This window comes from Rhodococcus erythropolis NBRC 15567 (assembly GCF_001552595.1).
In the GTDB taxonomy this organism is placed as follows: Bacteria; Actinomycetota; Actinomycetes; order Mycobacteriales; family Mycobacteriaceae; genus Rhodococcus_F; species Rhodococcus_F erythropolis.
Window position 1 is genome coordinate 872373 of the sequence record NZ_BCRM01000001.1, and the last position, 18106, is coordinate 890478.

Here is an 18106-nt window from a genome sequence, read left to right on the forward strand (position 1 = left end):
CGTCTTCCCTCGACACCGACCGGCGCACAAGGGCTTTCCCCGCAGCCTCCGTAGGCCGAGGGGTTTCCCTCGACTGTCGTCCAAAAACTGAGATACTGCAACTAATTCCGATTGCAGCGTGTCGGATGTTGTTCTGGACGTGAGATTTTGCGGGACGCGGGTAGGTACCCACTGCGTGCGGAGTTGAAACGTGCTGGAGACAGCAAACGCTCGAGACAGCAATGCGGGAGGGCTCCGGAGAACCCTCCCGCATTGTGGGAACTGTACGAGTCGGCCTCAGGCCCAGCTGAGCGCATCCTCATTGGACAGCCGCGGCAGACGGTCGAACCACGGGTTCTCGCCGGGATGGCCGATGTTGACCACCAGGGTGGTCTTGAAGCGTCCGTCCGCGAAGAACTCGCCGTCGATGCCGTCGGCGTCGAAGCCGGCCATCGGGCCGGCGACCAGGCCCTGCGCCCGAATCGCGAGGATCACGTAACCAGCCTGCAGTGCGGCGTTGAACTTGCTGCTCGATGTGGCGGCAGCGTCGTCGGACTCGAAGTAATCCTTCATCTCCGGACGGATGGGGAACAGTGCCGGAATATGCTCGTAGAACTTGGTGTCAACGGCAAGAACCGCGACAGCAGGCGCCGATGCGGTCTTGGCCTTGTTGCCGTCGGACATGTGCTCGACGAGGCGCGCTTTGCCCTCCTCCGTACGCACGAACAGCACGCGCAGTGGATTGGTGTTGGCCGCGGTCGGTGCCCACTTCGCGAGCTCCCAGATCGCAGTCAGTTCGTCGTCGGTGACCGGTTCGTTGGAGAAGGAGTTTGCCGTGCGGGCTGCTGTGAAGAGCAGTTCACGGCCGGCTGCGTCGAGCTGCTGTGCGGTAAATGGGGTGGCTGCGTCGAGTGACATCGGTGGTTCCGTTTCCGTTGTAGCTCATCCGAGCGTTACCCGGTAAAGCTAGTTGCTAGTAAAAAGAAAGTACTTGGATACGGTAGCACCAGTCGTAGGGTTCAGCGCTGGGGAGTGACGAGTCAGACCGTCTGGGTGGCGAGAATCCTCACCGCCAGATCCTCGATCGCGCACTGTCGTGATTCGAGTCGGACGCGCGTGAGGTCGTTGATCATGCTGATGGTTGCCAACACCGTCGCCCGTGCATCCGAGGTTTCGTTACCGAGCAGGTGTACCCACTCGTCGATGTACTCGCGTTGTGCAATGTGCGTCGAGGCCTGCGCTTCTTCGGGCAAGTTCGCTGTTTCTTCGATGAGAATGGCAATCGCGCTGTCAGGTGAGATCACCGAATTGGTGTACGAATGTACGACGCGGGCAATCGCGTCTTCCCGTGAGTCTGCGTTCCTCAAAGCCTGGACCAGGCCGAGCCGGAGTGTTTCGTTCCCGCGGGCCAGAATTGCTTGCAGCACTTCGGCTTTACTTCCGAAATGGGTGTAGATGCTCGAACTCGGAACACCGGCGGCGCTGCCGATGTCGTCCATTGTCACGGATCGGTAGCCGCGTTGATCGAACAGCGTGATTGCGGCGCCCATCAAACTTTCGCGACGCGAAGTGTGGCTGAAGTTCGAAGTCGGCTGCGGCTGTGCCGCCGGCTCCTCGGGAAGGACCGGAGCGGTACGAACGACATCGAACAACCTGGCTAACAGAGCCTCGAAGCGCTTTCGAGGAAGCGTCGTGCGGTGTCGAGCGGGGCTGAACGCGATACTGGTGAGTGCCCACCCCAGAACGACGGAATCGGGAACCGACAGGTCGGGACGCTCGTGTCGAAGGGCGACTGCGACCCGGCTCGTGACTTCCCGAACTCCGGCACGCGCCTCCGTTCTGCGCTCAGGGGTCAGGTTACGGGCCTCCTGATCGAAGAGAAGACTACGGAAGTTGTTGTCGAGTCCGTAACGAACCAGTGCCGTGAAGACCACCTTGGAATCGGTTCGATCGACCTCGTCGAGGATCGCGAGGATCGAAGACGAGCCGTCGAGCATCGCCTGCGCGAGGAGTTCCTGCTTGTTCGGGAAGTGGCGGTACAGCGCGCCTGCGGTGATGCCCACCGCAGACGCGATGCCTTCCATGCTGACGTTGTGGTACCCCGAGCGGCCGAACTGTTCACGAGCCACGGTGATGATCTGCGCCTTGCGGTTGCGTGGGCGCAGCGTCTTCTTCGGGGTCGTTTTCGGCGTGGCCGGCCGGTCCGGCGAGGCCGCAGGTGTGCCGTCCGATGTATCGATCGTCATGGGGCCCTCGAGGTCGGTGGCGTGGTCAGGTGATGGTGCTGGTTGCAAAGTCGGAGAACTGCCTGCGGAGTTCTCTCTTGAGTATCTTGCCAGCCGGGGACACGGGCATTTGCTCGACGATGGTGATACTTCGCGGAGACTTGTAGCCGGCAATCAGCGTCTTCGAGTGTGCGCGGACTTCTTCGCACGTCAGAGACACCCCGGGACGCACGACCAGGACCGCGTGGACTCGCTCGCCGTACTGATCGTCTGGTACGCCGATCACAGCGCAGCTGATCACGTCCGGATGTGTGGCCAGCGCGTTTTCGACCTCCGTCGAATAGACGTTCTCGCCACCCGAGATGATCATGTCCTTGAGCCGATCCACGACGAAGAGATACCCGGCTTCGTCCATGTAGCCTCCGTCGCCGGTGTACAGCCAACCGTCGCGCAATGCCGATCGTGTTTCTTCCGGCCGATTCCAGTAGCCGCACATGATGTTGCCGCCGCGGGCGATGATTTCGCCGACCTCACCGCGAGGAAGCTCGTTTCCGTTCTCGTCGACCACCTGAATCTCGACGTGTCCCATCGGCCGACCGGCAGATTTCAGGCGGATCGCGTCGACGTGATCTTCTGCGCTCAGGCTGGTGAGTCCGGGTCCGGCCTCGGTCATGCCGTACCCCTGCATGAAGGCTGCCTGCGGAAAAGCCTGTTGCGCTTGCCGAAGCAAGGTTTCGGAGATCGGGGAAGCACCGTACTGCACGGCCAGGATGCTGGACAGGTCCCGGTTCGTCCGGTCCGGATGACGAATCAGCATTTGAATCATCGTGGGTACCAACAGCATCGACGTAACTTTGTGCTGCTCGATCAAGCGCAGTGCGGTGGCCGGTTCGAAACTTGGCTGAATCACCAACGTCGCCCCGACAGTGTTACGACCGATCCAATTTGCCAGCGATGCAAGGTGAAACATCGGGGCGGTGATCAGAGCCAGGCCGTCGGTACCAGGCGTTCGATTACTGGCCACTGCGCCGAGGCTCGACGTCACGAGGTTGGCGTGGGTGAGCATGACCCCCTTGGGGTGACCGCTGGTTCCGCCGGTATAGAAGATTCCGGCCAAGTGGTCGCCGCCGAGTCGCAGGTCCGGTGTGGGTTCGCTCGAGGCGATCAGATTCTCGTAGTCGAGAGCGCCGGCCGGCGTCGGCAGTTCGCCGGCATGTATCACTACGGCGAGCTGTGGGAACAACACCCGTACCTCGTCGAGTAGCGGCAGAAAGGTGTCGTCGACGACCAGCACTCGTGTATCGGAATCGTCCAGCGCAAAAGCGATCTCGGCAGCGCTCCATCTGGTGTTGAGCGGATTGACAGCGCCTCCCATCCACCAGGTGGCAAAAAAGTACTCGTGATAGCGATCGGAGTTGAGCGACAGTATCGCGACGCGATCGCCTACCTGCACACCGAGGTCACGGAAAGCGCCCGCAAGACGGGTTACTCTCCCGCCGACCTCGGCGCAGGTGCGGATACGGTCCCCACACACGGTCATGGGTTGGTCAGGGCGTTGCTGCATTGATCGTTGCAGAGACTGAGTCAAGTACATGGGGACCGCTCCTTTCGGGAAACGTGAGGTCAGCGACTGCCGCCGTCGCACACCAGGCATTGGCCGCTGACGTAGTCGGTTTCGGGCAGGCAGAGCGCAAATACCGCGCCGGCCGCTTCGTCCGGACGTCCGGCGCGGCCCAGTGGGATGGTCCGCTCGGCTGCCGCCAGGAGCTGTGGGTTGACGCCGACTTTGATTTCGCGACCCTCGACGTCGATGGTCGAGTTACCGTCCGCCGACGCTTCCGTCAGGCGGGTGTTGATCAGACCGTATGCAACGGCATTGACGTTGACCTTGTAACGACCCCACTCACGCGCAAGGGTCTTGCTCAAGCCGATGATGCCGGCCTTGGCGGCTGCGTAGTTGGACTGTCCGGCATTGCCCACCACTCCGGCATTGGAGGAGATGTTGACAACCTTGCGGTGGTAGTCGGTGGGATTGGCCTTGATGTAGGGCTGAGCGGCGCGCAGGATCTGGAACGGTGCCTTCAGATGCAGATCGAGAATCGTGTCCCACTGTTCGTCGGTCATCTTCTGGATGACGTTGTCCCAGGTGAACCCGGCATTGTTGACGATGATGTCGAGGCCGCCGAAGGTATCGATTGCGGTGTTGACGAATCGATCCGCAAAACCTTCTTCGGTGACCGAACCGACGCACGCCACTGCCTTGCCACCGGCCGCGATGATCTCCTCGACCGTCTCCTTGGCCGGGCCCGGATCAAGATCGTTGACTACGACGCTCGCGCCTTCCGCGGCGAACTTCATGGCGATGGCGCGGCCGATACCACGGCCGGATCCGGTGACGAGTGCTGTCCTGTTGTCGAGCTTGCCCATGTCGGGGTTCCTTTCGGTAGAGAGAGTTTTCAAGCGGCTACGACGGCGTCGCCGCGCAGGGTGACGGTGCCGTCGGAGAGAGTGACGGCAATATCGAGATGGGCCAGGCCGTCCTCGACCTTGGTGACGGTCCCGGTGCACGTCGGCTTGGCGTGCAGCGGTGTGATGGAGGCAAAGCGAACACTGTAGGTGCGGATGCGTTCCTGCGGAACGTAATTGGTCAGCAATCGACCGAGGTAGGCCATCGAGAGCATGCCGTGTGCGAACACGTCGTCCATTCCGCCGGAGCGAGCGACGTCGAGATCGATGTGCATCGGGTTGTGGTCACCCGAAGCGCCGGCGTAGAGCGCGAGAGTGGCGCGACTGATCTCGGGCAATTCCAGGGAGGGAAGAACGTCTCCTGTTTTCATTTCTGCGCCTTAGGGGTTCGAACGACCAGGGTGTTGGTGAGGCGGGCGATCAACTCGCCGTCGCGGGTGACCTCGGCGGTCCGGACAAGGAAGTCCAAGGCGCCGTTCTTCTTCGAGTACACGTCCGTGACCTTGCCGTTGTAGGCAAGTGTGTCGCCGGCATAGGCGAGTGCGTGATATTCGAAGGACTGCTCGCCGTGCAGGACGTACCTCATGTCGATTTTCAGCGATCGGACCAGGGCAAACGGGTCCGGTTTTTCCATGTCGAGGCAAAACAGGAATGTCGGCGGTACCACCAGGTCACGATGCCCCGCAGCCTTGGCGGCCTCGACGTCTCCGTAGATCGGGTTGGTCTCACCGATGGCCTGGGCGAAGAAGCGCAGGCGTCCGCGCTCGACCAGTGCCTCGTGGCCCGGGATGATCGTTCCGACGACGGACGGATCGAGCGCCATGTCAGCCCACCTTCTTGAAGATGCTGACCACACACGCACCGCCGAGTCCGAGGTTGTGCTGCAGTCCGATTCGTGCTCCTTCGACCTGCCGCTTGCCGGCCTGACCGCGCAGTTGCCAGACCAGTTCGGCGCACTGGGCAAGACCGGTGGCGCCGAGGGGGTGGCCCTTGGACAGCAGGCCTCCCGACGGGTTGGTGACTACTCGTCCGCCGTAGGTGTTGTCGCCGTCCAGGATGAACTTCTCGGCAGTACCTTCGGGCGTGAGGCCAAGACCTTCGTACGTGATGAGTTCGTTGGCGGAGAAGCAGTCGTGCAGTTCCACGACCTGAACGTCCTCAGGTCCGATGCCTGCGGCTTCGTAAACCTGCGCAGCTGCGGCAGCCGTCATGTCGTAGCCGACGACCTTCATCATGTTGCGGTCCTCGAAAGTGCTTGGTGTATCGGTGGTCAGGGCCTGTGCCTCGATCACTACGTCAGCCGCCAGCCCGTGCTTGCGGGCGAACTCTTCGCTGCAGACGACAGCGGCAGCGGCGCCACAGGTGGGCGGGCAGCATTGGTAACGAGTGAGCGGGCCGAAGATGTGCGGTGACTCCAGCACCTGCTCTTCGGTGAGAAGATCACGGAAGACCGCGTTGGGATTGTTGGCCGCGTGCTTACGTGCCTTGACCGAGATCTTTGCGAAGGTCTCGGGCTTGGTGCCGTACTTCTCCATGTGCGAAAGTCCTGCGCCACCGAACATCTGGGCTGCGCGCGGTGCGTCGTGGACGCCTTGGATCTCGGTCATCAGATCGTCGAAACGGTACATCGGGGCAGGGCGGTCGTCCCAAACTCGCTTGAGCGCACCGGGTTTCATCTGCTCGAAGCCGACAGCCAATGCGCATTCGACGGCGCCACTCGCGACGGCTTGGCGTGCGAGGAAAAGGGCCGACGAGCCTGTGGCGCAGTTGTTGTTGACGTTGATGACCGGGATTCCGGTGAGCCCGAGACCATAGACGGCGGCCTGTCCGGCAGTGGAATCGCCGTAAACGTAGCCGGCATAGGCCTGCTGGACCAGCGAGTAGTCGATACCGGCGTCGTCGAGGGCGGCACGGGCGGCCGTCTCTCCCATGACGTTGTAGTTCTCACTCTTGCCAGGCTTGGTGAACGGGATCATTCCCACTCCGGCAACATGGACTTTTCTGGTCACGATTGTCTCCTAAATGATCGGATGAAGATTTACTTAACACCACGATTCGAGTTTTGTCTACTGGGTCACAATGCGTATTTACGAGGGACTTTCGTCGCGATATCCAGCAGATTGTCGACGAAGGTGGACAATTTCACGAGGCTATTGCGTCGGAGTGTCGATTGATGATTTACTTTCTGGGCGGCAAGGTGGCGTGCGTCACAGAGTAGGTGCCCGGCGGTTGAATCGACCACGAATCGACCACATCGGGTTCGCACCGGACCGGTCTCCGAGTCCCGCATCCAGTACTTCGGTGCTGAGATCAGTTCACCCAGCTTCTGTTTCGCATTGCGCTCACTCCGTGGCGCAGTTGTCGCACTTGCCTGAGAGGATCGATGAGAATGACGTTGAGCAAGCCGGCTCTTCCCACCGCCGCACCACCGCGAGAAGTAGGGGAATCCCGAGTGCGGGCATGGGGGCTCACCGGAGTTCTCGTTCTCCTTGTCGTCGTCAACTGGGCTGACAAGGCAGTCTTCGGCCTGGTTGCACAGCCGCTGGCCAAGGAATTCGGGCTGACCTCTGCACAGATCGGACTGGTCGGCAGTGCATTCTTCCTGGCCTTCACCGTCGGTGGCTTCTTTGCCGGGGTACTGCACAAGTGGATGTCGCTGCGGTGGTTGCTGGTTCTGCTCTCACTGGGGTGGGCAGCGTCGATGATTCCGCTCGTCGTGGTTGCCGGTTTCGGCATGCTTCTGTTCACGCGCATGATGCTCGGATTCTTCGAGGGACCAGCGGGTGCGCTGGTTCACACGGGTGTCTACTCGTGGCATCCTGCGGAAAAGCGTGGTCTGCCAGGAGCTTTCCTGGCTTCCGGTGCCTCTATCGCGAAGATTGCGATCGCGCCGCTGATGGCCTTGGCTGTAGCCAGTTGGGGGTGGCGAGCAACGTTCATCATCCTTGCCGGGGTCGGCGTGGTCTGGTGCGTCCTGTGGTTGTTCACCTGGAAAGAGGGGCCGTACATGCAGCGGCCGGTCAGGAAGTCCGAGCGGGAGACCACAACGGCCACAGACTCGGTGGTTGTCGCCAAGGTGCCGCTGACGAAGATCTTCTTCACGCCGACATTCCTCGGTGCGCTTGCCGCGGTGTTCACCATGTACGCTCTCATCACGGTGGTGCTCACGTGGCTGCCGTCGTACTTCGAAGTGGGACTTGGATACTCGCGGGTTCAGGCGGGAACCATGTTCGGCATTCCCAGCATCGCGGGACTGTTCTTCATGTTCCTGTGCACGTCGATCAGTGACAGGCTGATGGCGCGGGGTGCCAGCTCTCGGATCCTGCGCGGTATCGTTCCCGGAATTGCCCTGCTGATCTGTGGGCTTGCCCTCGTCAGCATGCCGTTCATCAAGACTCCGATCGTTGCGGTGCTCGTGGTATCAGTGGGTTACGGCATCGGGACGGTCATCATTCCGCAGTTCAACGCAGCGATCTCCGAAATCTGCCCGCCGCAGCAGATGGCCTCGGTACTGGGTGTTTTCATGGCTCTGATGGCCACCGGCGGTCTGATCGCTCCCTACCTCACCGGCGTCATCGTCGACAGCGCCGCAACCCCGGCCGAGGGATACGCCACCGCATTCCAGATCTTCGGAATCGCGACTGTCATCGGTGCCGTCATCGCGCTCTGCGCCGTCAACGCCACCCGCGATCGGGTGCGAATCCTCGGCTGAGCACTACTCACTTTCATTTCACAATATCCAGGAGAAACAATGCAGCGCACAGTATTCAACGAAGAGCACGAGGATTTCCGCAAGGTCATCCGTAGCTTCATCGAAGCCGAGGTAGTGCCCAACTTCTCCGATTGGGAGCGCGAGGGCATGGTGCCCCGCGACTTCTATCGCCAGCTCGGCAAGCTCGGCGTTCTCGGAATGACGGTTCCCGTGCAGTACGGCGGAGCGGGTGAAACAAGCTTCAAGTTCCAGGCTGCCCTGACCGAAGAGACGGCTCGTGCGGCAGTCAGCTTTGGCGCATTCGGTGTACACACCGGCCTGGTCCTGCCATACATCCTGACCTACGGAACCGAAGAGCAGAAGCAACGTTGGCTGCCCGATTTCATCAGTGGCGACATGATGACTGCCATCGCGATGACCGAACCGGGCACCGGCTCGGACCTGGCGGGCATCAAGACCACGGCCAAACGGTCCGAGGACGGCACTCACTATGTTCTCAACGGCGCAAAGACATTCATCACCGGCGGCGTTCAGGCCGATCGGGTTCTCGTGATCTGCCGTACGTCACCGCCGACGACAGAGAACCGTCGCGCCGGGTTGAGCATCCTCGCAGTGGACACGTCGAGTGAAGGCTACGAGGTCGGTCGCAAGCTCGAGAAGATCGGGATGCGCACTTCGGATACGGCAGAGCTTTCCTTCACCGACGTACGGGTGCCGGCCGAGGATCTACTCGGTGAGGAGGGCGCTGCCTTCGGCTACCTGGCCAACAACCTTCCGCAAGAGCGACTGATGATCGCAGTCACCCAGACTGCGGCGGCCGTCGGAGCCATCGAGTTCGCTTCTGCCTACGTGCGTGACCGCAAGGTGTTCGGCCAGGCGGTGGCGGAGTTCCAGAACACCAAGTTCGTCATCGCCGAGTGCATCGCCAAGGTGGAGGCTGCTCAGTGCATGGTCGACCGGGCTCTGGAATTGCACGAGACGGGTGACCTCAGTGTTGCCGACGCAGCCAAGGCGAAACTGTTCTGCACCGAGACCGCCGCTGAGGTCATCGACAAGTGCTTGCAGCTGCACGGGGGCTACGGCTACATGCTGGAATACCCCATTGCGCGTCTGTACGCGGACACCCGTGTGTCGCGCATCTACGGCGGAACCAACGAAGTGATGAAGACGATCATCGCCAAAGCGGCCGGGTTCTGAACGAATCGAGGGAAACCATGGCAGAGCTTCTCTACGACGTCGATGACGGTGTCGCCACGATGACTCTGAACCGACCGGATCGACGCAACGCGATTACGTACACGCTGCTCACCGAGCTGCAGAACGCGCTTACGTCGGCCGCCGGTGACGAGGCCGTGAGAGTCGTCGTGCTCACGGGCGCTGGAGGGAACTTTTCGGTCGGTCGCGATCAGTCCGGTGATCGGTCGAGCCGTGTAGTGCGGGGTGATTCACAGCAAGAGGATCGCACTCGCTTGCTTGATGTTTCACGGGTGATACCAACTTTGGTGCAGCATCCCAAGCCTACGGTGGCGGTGATTCGCGGTGGCTGTGCGGGCGCCGGCTTGAGTCTCGCTCTGGCGTGCGATCTTCGCTATGCCGGAGCCGATGCGATGTTCAACACGGCCTTCCTGGGGGCTGGAATGTCCGGTGACATGGGAATGGCGTGGTTGCTGACCCGCGCAGCGGGCACATCGAAGGCGCGGGAATTGATGCTGCTGTCCGAACGAATCAAAGCTGATCGCGCTGCCTCATTCGGAATGATTCACGAGGCTTTCGCCGAAGAATCGCTGGAAGCGAGGACTACGGAAATTGTTCAGCGGCTCTCTGTTTCGGCACCGTTGGCAGTGCGTGGTGCAAAGCTGAACCTCGATTCGGCGATGTCGCGGCCGCTGTCCGAATTCTTGATGGACGAAGCCGACCGGCTGATCACGTGCGCGTATTCCGAAGACGTGGAGGAAGCGCGCTCGGCATTCCTCGAGAAACGAGTACCGCACTTCACGGGCCGCTGAAAAGAACTGGAACACATTGTTATCGGGATCAGGAGAGTGAACGAGAATGTACTTGACTCAGGGTTTACATCGGTCGGTCCAGCGTGAACCCGACGCGATCGCCGTCGTTGACGGGCAGCGCCAGTTGACGTTCGCTCAACTGGAGAGTCGCGTTGCGCGATTGGCCGGTATGTTCACGTCGTACGGGCTCGACCGAGGTGACCGGGTAGGGATACTGGCCACGAACTGTCTCGAGTATGTCGAATACTCCTTCGCCTGTGCCTGGGCGTCGATGGTCGCGTCCCCGGTGAACAACCGCTGGAGTCCCGACGAGATGGCATTTCACATCGAAGACGCCGGAATCACAGTGCTTCTCGTGGACGGACCGCGCCTGGCCGCTGCGCTGGAACTGCGTGAACGGTGCGCTGTACTGGAGACCGTGATCGTATTCGGTGCGGCGGATCTGCCCGGCGATACGGTCGACTACGACTCTGCTTTGACGCTGCACGGTCCGATTCCCGATACTCATGCAGATCCCGATGCATTGGCGCTGCTCATGTACACCGGCGGAACTACAGGCCGCCCCAAAGGTGTCATGCTGAGCGCAGGCCAGATCCTGACATCGGTGCTCGGAGTCCTTGCCGGTAGTGGTGAGCCGAATCTGCCAGGTCGCTCCCTGCACGTGGCGCCCCTGTTCCACCTCGCAGCCTTCGCCGGTTTGGTCCAGGCCTCGGTTACCGGATCCGTGCACGTTTTGATGGGGGACTTCACCGTCGAGAAACTCGTCGAAACCATTGCAGAGAAGGAAGTTACACAATCTCTGCTCGTGCCGACAATGGTGCAAGCGATGCTCGAATACGCTGATCGGACAGGTCTGCCGATCGACAGTCTCACCTCGATCACCTACGGCGCATCGCCGATGCCCGAATCACTGGTTCGGCGCTTGATCGAACGATCACCTGATCTTCGACTGCGCCAGGGCTACGGAATGACCGAGTTGGCCCCGGCAGCAACACTTCTCCGCGACGACGACCACCGCAATCCTGATCACCCGGAACGACTTCGATCAGTGGGACGTGCTGCGCCACACACCGAGGTGCGGATTGTCGACGCAACCGGCACAGAGCTTCCGCGCGGCGATATCGGTGAGGTCGTCGTGCGGGGCTCGAACGTCATGATGGGTTACTGGAACAACGAGGCGGAGACGGCGCACGCGGTGCGCAGTGGATGGATGCATACCGGTGACCTCGGCTTCATGGACGAGCATGGCTACGTGTTTCTCGTAGACCGACTCAAGGACATGATCATCTCGGGCGGCGAGAACGTCTACAGTGCCGAAGTCGAAGCCGCCCTGTCCCAGCATCCCGGTGTGAGCAGTTGCGCGGTCATCGGAGTACCCGACGACAAATGGGGAGAACGCGTCCATGCAGTGGTGGTGCGCACACCTGAAAACAATTCGAGCGGTGATGAACTCCGAGATTTTGTCGGTGAGCGTATAGCTCGGTACAAGGCGCCGCGGTCGGTCGATTTCGTCGACGCACTCCCGCTGTCGCCGGTAGGGAAGATCCTCAAGCGCACTCTGCGTGAGACCTACCGGTGACACAGCCATCTTCCCAACATGCTTCCAGGAGTAGAACCGTGATCGACCCACAGATTCGCGACCTCGATTTCGACGCCTACCGGCAGGTGATCCGCGACTTCACCGACAATGAGCTCATTCCTCGTGAGAACGAAATGGTCTCTGCTGGTGAGGTTCCCGCTGACCTCGTGACAAGGATGGCCGAGGTCGGACTATTCGGCATCACGCTTCCGAGGAGCGTCGGCGGATTGGGGTGGACCGTCGAACAGCAGGTGCTGCTGACTTTCGAGTTCACCCGGTCATCGGCGGTGTACCGTTCCCGATTCTCGACCAGTATCGGACTGGCTTCGCAGATCCTCCTCGAATACGGCACCGACGCTCAGCGTGAACAGTATCTACCGGCGATGGCGGCGGGGGAGTGCGTCATGGCGTTTGCTCTCACCGAGGAGCAGGCGGGTAGTGACGCCTCCGCCGTGCGCGCCACCGCTACCAACACCCCGGACGGCTACGTCATCAACGGTGAGAAGCGCTTCATCACCAACGGAGCGTGGGCTGATGTTCTGGTGGTGTTCGCCCGCACCGCGGACGGCGAGATTTCATCCTTCCTCGTAGATCGGGAATCGCCGGGGGTAGAGACCCGGGTGCCTGAATTGATGAACGGTCATGCCGAAGGCCCAGTCGCCGAGATCAGCTTGCGTGACGTTGTGGTGAGCGCCGACCGGTTGATCGGCGGTGCAACAGGTTTGGGGATGATTCACGCGATGCGCGGAATCAACCAGGCTCGCACCCACGTTGCCGCGACCGCAGTCGGTCAGGCGACTCGGATGCTCGCGGAGGCAATGAAATACGCGGGTTCTCGTGAGCAGTTCGACCAACCTTTGGCCGAGTTCGGTGCCGTGCAGGCGATGCTCGGACGCAGCTATGCGGAACTCGAGGCCGGACGAGCGATGATCCTCGACTGCGCCCGTGAGTTCGACCGCGGAACGCCGCCGCGTCATCGGATTGCCGCGGCAAAGCTGTACTGCACCGAGATGGCGTCGGTGGTCGGGGACCGGGCGGTGCAGGTGCTCGGCGGGGTCGGCATCGTCGGCAATCACCCGGTACCGCGTATGTGGCGGGATGTGCGTGCCTTGCGAATCTACGAGGGCGCCTCCCAGATTCACGAACGCAACCTCGCCCGGGCGCTGCCGTCATTGCTCGGCTGAAACCCGTACTTACACAAATATTTCGAGACGAGAGAAAACCGAGGGACAATCATGGGTACCACCACAGGCCGCGGACCGCTCGCCGGACTTCGCGTCGTAGAGCTTGCCGGAATCGGTCCAGGTCCCCACGCAGCGACGTTGCTCGCTGATCTCGGCGCTGACGTCGTCCGTGTTCAGCGCGCCGGTCGGATCCCCGGTCCCGGTCAGCCACGGGATCAGACCCAGCGTGGGCGTCGTATCTGCGAGGTGGACCTCAAGGACCCTGCCGGCGTCGACATCGTTCTGGGATTGATCGAGCGTGCGGACGTGCTCATCGAGGGTTTCCGTCCCGGGGTCACCGAGCGGCTCGGTCTCGGCCCGGATGTTGCGCTGGAACGGAATCCGGCCCTGGTGTACGGCCGGATGACAGGATGGGGTCAGGAGGGGCCGCTTTCGCAGGCTGCCGGACACGACATCAACTACATCTCGCTGACCGGCGTCCTGCACGCGATAGGTCGTGCCGGTGAGCGTCCGGTTCCGCCGCTCAACATGGTGGGAGACTTCGGTGGTGGCTCGATGTTTCTGTTGTTCGGAATACTTGCCGCGCTCTTCGAGCGACAGAAGTCCGGGCAGGGTCAGGTTGTCGATGCCGCCATGGTCGACGGGACGCTGGCGCTGTCACACATGATGTGGAGTTTCCGCGGTCTCGGACGCTGGTCTGACGAACGCGGTGTGAACATGCTCGACACCGGCGCCCCGTACTACGACACTTACGAGACATCCGACGGCAGATACATGGCAGTCGGTGCCGTCGAACCACAGTTCTATGCACTACTTCTGGCCGGTTTGGGACTTGATCCCGCGACGTTGCCGAGCCAGAACGACAAGAGTGCATGGCCGCACACGAAGAAAGTGTTTGCCGATGTGTTCGCGTCCAAGACACGCGACGAGTGGGCGGCGATCTTCGACGGCACCGATGCATGCACGACACCGGTTCTGACGTTTGCGGAAGCCTCATCCAATCCCCATGTTGCCCAGCGTGGTTCGCTCGTGGAACTGGACGGGGTCACTCAGCATCGTCCGGCGCCGCGATTTTCCCGCTCCGATCCGGGTCTGCCGTCGGCCCCTGCCGCTGAAGCCGTTGACGCAGGGACGTTGTGGACGTGACGCTCACCGAATCTCGAGAACTCGAGTCCTTCGATCTACACACGTTGCTGAGCCTGGACGACGTCGGACCCGACAGATTCCATGGGTACTGCCACGCTGGCTCTCCCGGGCGCATCTTCGGCGGGCATCTCGCGGCACAGGGCTTGACCGCCGCTGGTCGGACAGTGCCTGCGACTGCGGTGGTGCATTCCCTTCACGGATACTTCCTCAGCTCAGGCGATCCGCGGCAGCCCATCACCTACGAAGTCGGTCGTCTTCGTGACGGACGTACGTACTGGTCCCGTCAGGTCACTGCCCTGCAACTGGGCACGCCGATCTTCACACTCTCCGTGTCCTTCAAACTTCCGGAGGACAGCACCGATCGACAGGGGGAGATGCCCGTCGTACCTGCTCCGGAGGACCTTCCCGATCCATACGAGCGCTGGGCGAGTGCACGCGCCGACGAGTTCCGCGACAACAAGACACATCGTGCGATGGACATGAGATTCGTTGCGGACGAGGGTGAGCGCGAGCGGGGGTCGGTCGCACAGTCGGTGTGGTTCAAACCGAATCACGCCTTTCCCGACGAACCGCTGTTCCATGCCGGGGTCCTCACCTACGCTTCGGACTTGTCCTTGGCATCGACGGCCTCACTCGACATCCAGCCCCACCGGTCGTTGATGGTCGGACCTTCGCGAGTGCTGATGGCGTCACTCGATCACGCGATCTGGTTTCACCGACCTTTCCGGGCCGACGAATGGATGCTCTTCGCTCAGGAAAGCAACTCCGCCACTGACGGTCGGGGATTCTCGACGGGCCACTTCTGGACACGCGACGGCGTCTTGGCTGCAACCGTCGCCCAGGAGTCGCTCTTGCGGCGAGTTGACGGGCCACCGTGGCCTCGGGCCTAGGATGAAGCAATGTCTGGGAAGAGTGAAGCCGAGCACCAACCACGCGTCTGTGACGCGGCGTTGGCTCGCGCTTTCAGCTTTCTCGGCAAACGCTGGAACGGTGTGATCCTGGCGACGCTCCTCGGTGGTCCGGCGGGATTTGCGGAACTCAAGCGTGCAGTGGGCAAGATCAGCGACTCCGTGCTCTCGGACCGATTGACCGAACTGGCTGGTGCGGGCCTGGTCACGCGGACCGTCGACGCCGGCCCGCCCATCGCTGTGGAGTACGAACTCACGGCGTCGGGGCAGGCGCTGCTCCCCGCTCTCAGCGAACTGACAACGTGGGCCGCCGAAAACCTGCCACCCGAGAGTTGCCCGAACTGACCTATTGCGTGTGAACAGTCTTGTGAGATTCGTACCAGGTGTCACCTGCCGGTTCTCCCGCCAAGTTCCAACTCCACGAGACTGTCGGCGTGATGCGTGAATAGATTCCGGGACCGACCATTCCTACCCTTTCGATCGGCTGTTCAGCGATTCCGTAGATCCTGATCCCGCGCGCGACAAACGGCTCGAATGACGGCATGTCGTCGATGACGAGGGCTACTTCGAGTTGTCCTGACCCGATATTGCGGAACTTCTTGGTTTTCAGGACACTCTGGCCGCCCCCGCCGATCCAGAAGTGGGCCCCGTCGTATTCGAAGGCCAATGGCACGACGTCTGGTTGCCCGTGCGGTGAGAGCGTCGCTACGCGCGCCAGTGGCTGCGACTGCATGTATGCGATTTCTTCTTCCGTGAATGCCATCTGTTCTCCTTCGGGGACGAAACACGTACGCAACGTAGATGCAACGTAATCAAAACTAGTGTTCTGGATCACACAGTGTTCGTGTGGTCGAGAGGCCTTTGGTCACGAATCTGTGGGCAGAACGGGTCCTGGTTCGCTACCGGTGGTGGATGAGGACAAGGTTCCGCGGGTTGAGCACACAGCTCGCGGAACCGCCCCACCACGCGCCCCGGCAAGGGCACCGGCCGACAGGAGTTCAGGTGTCCGTAGTTGCGGAAGTCTCGGCGATCGATTTCGCGGAGACCGAATTCGATTGGGCGCAGCGATCGACGCTGATTCGTGAAGTCGACCCACTCGTTCCGGGGCCACCATCCTTGGCGATGTGTCTGAGCGAGCCGACGCGCGGACTGGTCGACATCGCTTCACTGCTTCTCGCGGCTCCTTGGTTGCTTCGATCGCCGCGTGGGGACGGGCATCCGGTCCTCGTTCTCCCCGGATTGCTGACTTCGGACGTGTCGACTCTCGCCTTGAGGATGTACCTGAGCTTTCTCGGATACCGGGTTCACGGTTGGAATCTGGGTCTGAACACCGGTCCGACGGCGACGGTGGTCGACGGATTGCCTGCCGCATTGGCCGAGGTAGCTGATCGATACGAGCAGAAGGTGTCGGTGATCGGCTGGAGTTTGGGCGGTATCTACGCTCGAAAGCTGGCGAGGGATCTGCCGGATTCGGTACGTCAGGTAGTGACACTCGGAAGTCCTTTCGGTCTCACCAGTCTGGAGCAGACGAGAGTCGGATCTCTCTACGCTCGTTTGTCCGGTAATCACGCGATACTGCCTCCGGTCGACGGCATCGAATCCGAACAGGGATCGCCTATTTCCGTTCCTGCCACGTCGGTCTACTCCAGGCACGACGGTATCGTTCCATGGCAAGCGTGCTGTGAAACCTCGGCAGGCCTGTCGGAAAGCATTGCGGTGCAAGGCAGTCACATGGGGTTGACCCACAACCCGTCGGCGTTGTGGACCGTTGCCGATCGTCTGGCGCAGGACGTCGACAACTGGCAACCTTTTGCGGCTCCGAAACGGCTTCGACGCATGTTTCCCTGCTGAGGTACGAGGCTGGGGTGTGGGGGAGAACCCTGAGTCAGACGCGGGGACGGACTCGTACCTGAGGACACACCGCGTCGGAAAAGATGGGTCCATGGCCTGATGCGCACAGGTGGATCGGCAGCGGATAGTGGAGGTCGACGCGGATGAACCGCGAGTTCCGTTGAAAGGAAACAGCACATGACCTCCCCGATGAAGACCCGCAAGCTCACCCGCGCCCGCTCGGGAGCAATGTTCGGTGGGGTGTGCGCCGGAATCGCTCGATACTTCGGTTGGAAGTCGTCGACTGTCCGCTTGCTGTTCGTGCTCTCGTGCCTGCTGCCCGGCCCGCAGTTTCTGATCTACATCGTGATGTGGATTTTCATTCCTCGTGAGCAGATCTGACCGAACCGCTCAACGGCGGCGGTCTTTCAGGCATTGCTTGGCCTCGTGCAATTCCTCCGAACTCAGTGGAGGAAGGGGGAGTGCGTCACGGTGCAACCCCTCCGTGCGTAGACCGTCGAGCATCACCGAGAGGTATCGACGCCACACGGTCGGGTTGACGGGCTGAGCAAATTCGGTGACTGCGCCCACCATGAAGATGAGGCCGAACAGGTCCGTCGGTACGGCGTCGGGGCGCAGCATCCCGGCCTCCTGGGCCCGGTAGAAGATCCTCTCGACCGACGGTTCGATGATGGATCGTTGGCATGCGACTTGCTCGCATCCCTCGTCGGTTCCGTTCAGGACGTCTTTGAGCCCGCGGTTGACCGACATACGGCTGCAGGCGAATTCGGCAAAGGTGACAAGTCCGTCCCACGGATCCGGATTGGCGAGTGACGCGTCCGCGGCCGCCGCCATGTCGGCGAAGTTCTGTTGGAAGACTCCGTCGATCAATTCTTCCTTGCTGGCGAACCGCCGATAGACCGTTCCGACGCCGACACCCGCGCGCCGGGCGACGTCGTCGAGTGTGACGTCGATCCCTTCTTCGGCGAACAATTCACGTGCGGCGTCGATGATCAACTGCCGATTACGTGCAGCATCGGCGCGAAGGGGGCGCTCCATTGCGGTACTCAT

19 protein-coding genes are annotated in these 18106 nt (G+C 61.4%); 10 read left to right on the forward strand and 9 right to left on the reverse strand.

The window, feature by feature from the left end:
* Positions 1–276: 276 nt before the first annotated feature.
* From RE4_RS04210 to RE4_RS04240, 7 genes are all read right to left on the reverse strand, one after another.
* A complete protein-coding gene (locus RE4_RS04210; RefSeq protein WP_020908996.1) occupies positions 277–897 on the reverse strand; it encodes a malonic semialdehyde reductase in 621 nt (206 codons plus the stop codon).
* Positions 898–1019: 122 nt separating this feature from the next.
* A complete protein-coding gene (locus tag RE4_RS04215; protein WP_060938055.1) occupies positions 1020–2225 on the reverse strand; it encodes a TetR/AcrR family transcriptional regulator in 1206 nt (401 codons plus the stop codon).
* A gap of 25 nt (positions 2226–2250) precedes the next feature.
* Positions 2251–3798 carry an acyl-CoA synthetase gene (locus RE4_RS04220; protein WP_060938056.1) on the reverse strand — a complete coding sequence of 516 codons (1548 nt, stop codon included), beginning with the start codon at positions 3796–3798 and terminating at the stop codon, positions 2251–2253.
* A 29-nt stretch (positions 3799–3827) separates the two neighbouring features.
* Positions 3828–4631, reverse strand: coding sequence for an SDR family NAD(P)-dependent oxidoreductase (locus RE4_RS04225; protein WP_020908993.1), 804 nt, complete (start codon positions 4629–4631; stop codon positions 3828–3830).
* Between the two features lie 29 nt (positions 4632–4660).
* On the reverse strand, positions 4661–5041 hold the full coding sequence (locus tag RE4_RS04230; RefSeq protein ID WP_060938057.1) for a MaoC/PaaZ C-terminal domain-containing protein: 381 nt from the start codon (positions 5039–5041) through the stop codon (positions 4661–4663).
* On the reverse strand, positions 5038–5493 hold the full coding sequence (locus RE4_RS04235; protein WP_060938058.1) for a MaoC family dehydratase N-terminal domain-containing protein: 456 nt from the start codon (positions 5491–5493) through the stop codon (positions 5038–5040). Before RE4_RS04235 ends, RE4_RS04230 begins: the two co-directional genes overlap by 4 nt.
* Before the next feature lies 1 nt (position 5494).
* The gene (locus RE4_RS04240; protein ID WP_060938059.1) at positions 5495–6679 is read right to left on the reverse strand and encodes a lipid-transfer protein; all 1185 of its coding nucleotides are present in this window, start codon (positions 6677–6679) and stop codon (positions 5495–5497) included.
* 443 nt (positions 6680–7122) lie between these two features.
* On the opposite strand from RE4_RS04240, the gene RE4_RS04245 reads away from it, so the two are divergent.
* The 8 genes from RE4_RS04245 to RE4_RS04280 are packed head-to-tail and all read left to right on the forward strand — an operon-like array spanning position 7123 to position 15550.
* Positions 7123–8382, forward strand: coding sequence for an MFS transporter (locus RE4_RS04245; RefSeq protein ID WP_081098313.1), 1260 nt, complete (start codon positions 7123–7125; stop codon positions 8380–8382).
* A gap of 39 nt (positions 8383–8421) precedes the next feature.
* Positions 8422–9579, forward strand: coding sequence for an acyl-CoA dehydrogenase family protein (locus RE4_RS04250; RefSeq protein ID WP_060938060.1), 1158 nt, complete (start codon positions 8422–8424; stop codon positions 9577–9579).
* 17 nt (positions 9580–9596) lie between these two features.
* Positions 9597–10388: an enoyl-CoA hydratase/isomerase family protein gene (locus tag RE4_RS04255; RefSeq protein WP_029256164.1), complete on the forward strand. Its 792-nt coding sequence runs from the start codon at positions 9597–9599 to the stop codon at positions 10386–10388.
* 46 nt (positions 10389–10434) lie between these two features.
* Positions 10435–11967: an acyl-CoA synthetase gene (locus RE4_RS04260; protein WP_060938061.1), complete on the forward strand. Its 1533-nt coding sequence runs from the start codon at positions 10435–10437 to the stop codon at positions 11965–11967.
* Between the two features lie 38 nt (positions 11968–12005).
* On the forward strand, positions 12006–13151 hold the full coding sequence (locus RE4_RS04265; protein ID WP_029256162.1) for an acyl-CoA dehydrogenase family protein: 1146 nt from the start codon (positions 12006–12008) through the stop codon (positions 13149–13151).
* A gap of 51 nt (positions 13152–13202) precedes the next feature.
* Positions 13203–14297 (forward strand): CaiB/BaiF CoA transferase family protein, encoded by a 1095-nt coding sequence (locus RE4_RS04270; protein WP_060938062.1) that lies wholly within the window; start codon positions 13203–13205, stop codon positions 14295–14297.
* Positions 14294–15187: an acyl-CoA thioesterase gene (locus RE4_RS04275; RefSeq protein WP_060938260.1), complete on the forward strand. Its 894-nt coding sequence runs from the start codon at positions 14294–14296 to the stop codon at positions 15185–15187. The genes RE4_RS04270 and RE4_RS04275 overlap by 4 nt, the downstream gene beginning before the upstream one ends.
* Before the next feature lie 9 nt (positions 15188–15196).
* Positions 15197–15550: a winged helix-turn-helix transcriptional regulator gene (locus tag RE4_RS04280; RefSeq protein WP_046379212.1), complete on the forward strand. Its 354-nt coding sequence runs from the start codon at positions 15197–15199 to the stop codon at positions 15548–15550.
* Position 15551: 1 nt separating this feature from the next.
* Here the strand turns inward: RE4_RS04280 and RE4_RS04285 are convergent, their stop codons facing one another.
* A complete protein-coding gene (locus RE4_RS04285; RefSeq protein WP_046379211.1) occupies positions 15552–15968 on the reverse strand; it encodes a PPOX class F420-dependent oxidoreductase in 417 nt (138 codons plus the stop codon).
* 239 nt (positions 15969–16207) lie between these two features.
* On the opposite strand from RE4_RS04285, the gene RE4_RS04290 reads away from it, so the two are divergent.
* Positions 16208–17056: an alpha/beta fold hydrolase gene (locus tag RE4_RS04290; RefSeq protein ID WP_060938063.1), complete on the forward strand. Its 849-nt coding sequence runs from the start codon at positions 16208–16210 to the stop codon at positions 17054–17056.
* Between the two features lie 177 nt (positions 17057–17233).
* A complete protein-coding gene (locus RE4_RS04295; RefSeq protein WP_019745155.1) occupies positions 17234–17437 on the forward strand; it encodes a PspC domain-containing protein in 204 nt (67 codons plus the stop codon).
* 9 nt (positions 17438–17446) lie between these two features.
* Here RE4_RS04295 and RE4_RS04300 read toward each other — a convergent pair whose 3' ends face one another.
* Positions 17447–18106, reverse strand: coding sequence for a TetR/AcrR family transcriptional regulator (locus tag RE4_RS04300; protein ID WP_019745154.1), 660 nt, complete (start codon positions 18104–18106; stop codon positions 17447–17449).

Excerpts from the sequence above, each read along its gene's own strand:
- RE4_RS04300 (WP_019745154.1), bottom strand. The coding sequence starts at position 18,106 with ATGAGTACCGCAATGGAGCGCCCCCTTCGCGCCGATGCTGCACGTAAT.
- RE4_RS04250 (WP_060938060.1), top strand. The coding sequence starts at position 8,422 with ATGCAGCGCACAGTATTCAACGAAGAGCACGAGGATTTCCGCAAGGTC.
- RE4_RS04295 (WP_019745155.1), top strand. The coding sequence starts at position 17,234 with ATGACCTCCCCGATGAAGACCCGCAAGCTCACCCGCGCCCGCTCGGGA.
- RE4_RS04270 (WP_060938062.1), top strand. The coding sequence starts at position 13,203 with ATGGGTACCACCACAGGCCGCGGACCGCTCGCCGGACTTCGCGTCGTA.
- RE4_RS04215 (WP_060938055.1), bottom strand. The coding sequence starts at position 2,225 with ATGACGATCGATACATCGGACGGCACACCTGCGGCCTCGCCGGACCGG.
- RE4_RS04230 (WP_060938057.1), bottom strand. The coding sequence starts at position 5,041 with ATGAAAACAGGAGACGTTCTTCCCTCCCTGGAATTGCCCGAGATCAGT.
- RE4_RS04210 (WP_020908996.1), bottom strand. The coding sequence starts at position 897 with ATGTCACTCGACGCAGCCACCCCATTTACCGCACAGCAGCTCGACGCA.
- RE4_RS04280 (WP_046379212.1), top strand. The coding sequence starts at position 15,197 with ATGTCTGGGAAGAGTGAAGCCGAGCACCAACCACGCGTCTGTGACGCG.
- RE4_RS04285 (WP_046379211.1), bottom strand. The coding sequence starts at position 15,968 with ATGGCATTCACGGAAGAAGAAATCGCATACATGCAGTCGCAGCCACTG.
- RE4_RS04225 (WP_020908993.1), bottom strand. The coding sequence starts at position 4,631 with ATGGGCAAGCTCGACAACAGGACAGCACTCGTCACCGGATCCGGCCGT.
- RE4_RS04255 (WP_029256164.1), top strand. The coding sequence starts at position 9,597 with ATGGCAGAGCTTCTCTACGACGTCGATGACGGTGTCGCCACGATGACT.
- RE4_RS04260 (WP_060938061.1), top strand. The coding sequence starts at position 10,435 with ATGTACTTGACTCAGGGTTTACATCGGTCGGTCCAGCGTGAACCCGAC.
- RE4_RS04235 (WP_060938058.1), bottom strand. The coding sequence starts at position 5,493 with ATGGCGCTCGATCCGTCCGTCGTCGGAACGATCATCCCGGGCCACGAG.
- RE4_RS04220 (WP_060938056.1), bottom strand. The coding sequence starts at position 3,798 with ATGTACTTGACTCAGTCTCTGCAACGATCAATGCAGCAACGCCCTGAC.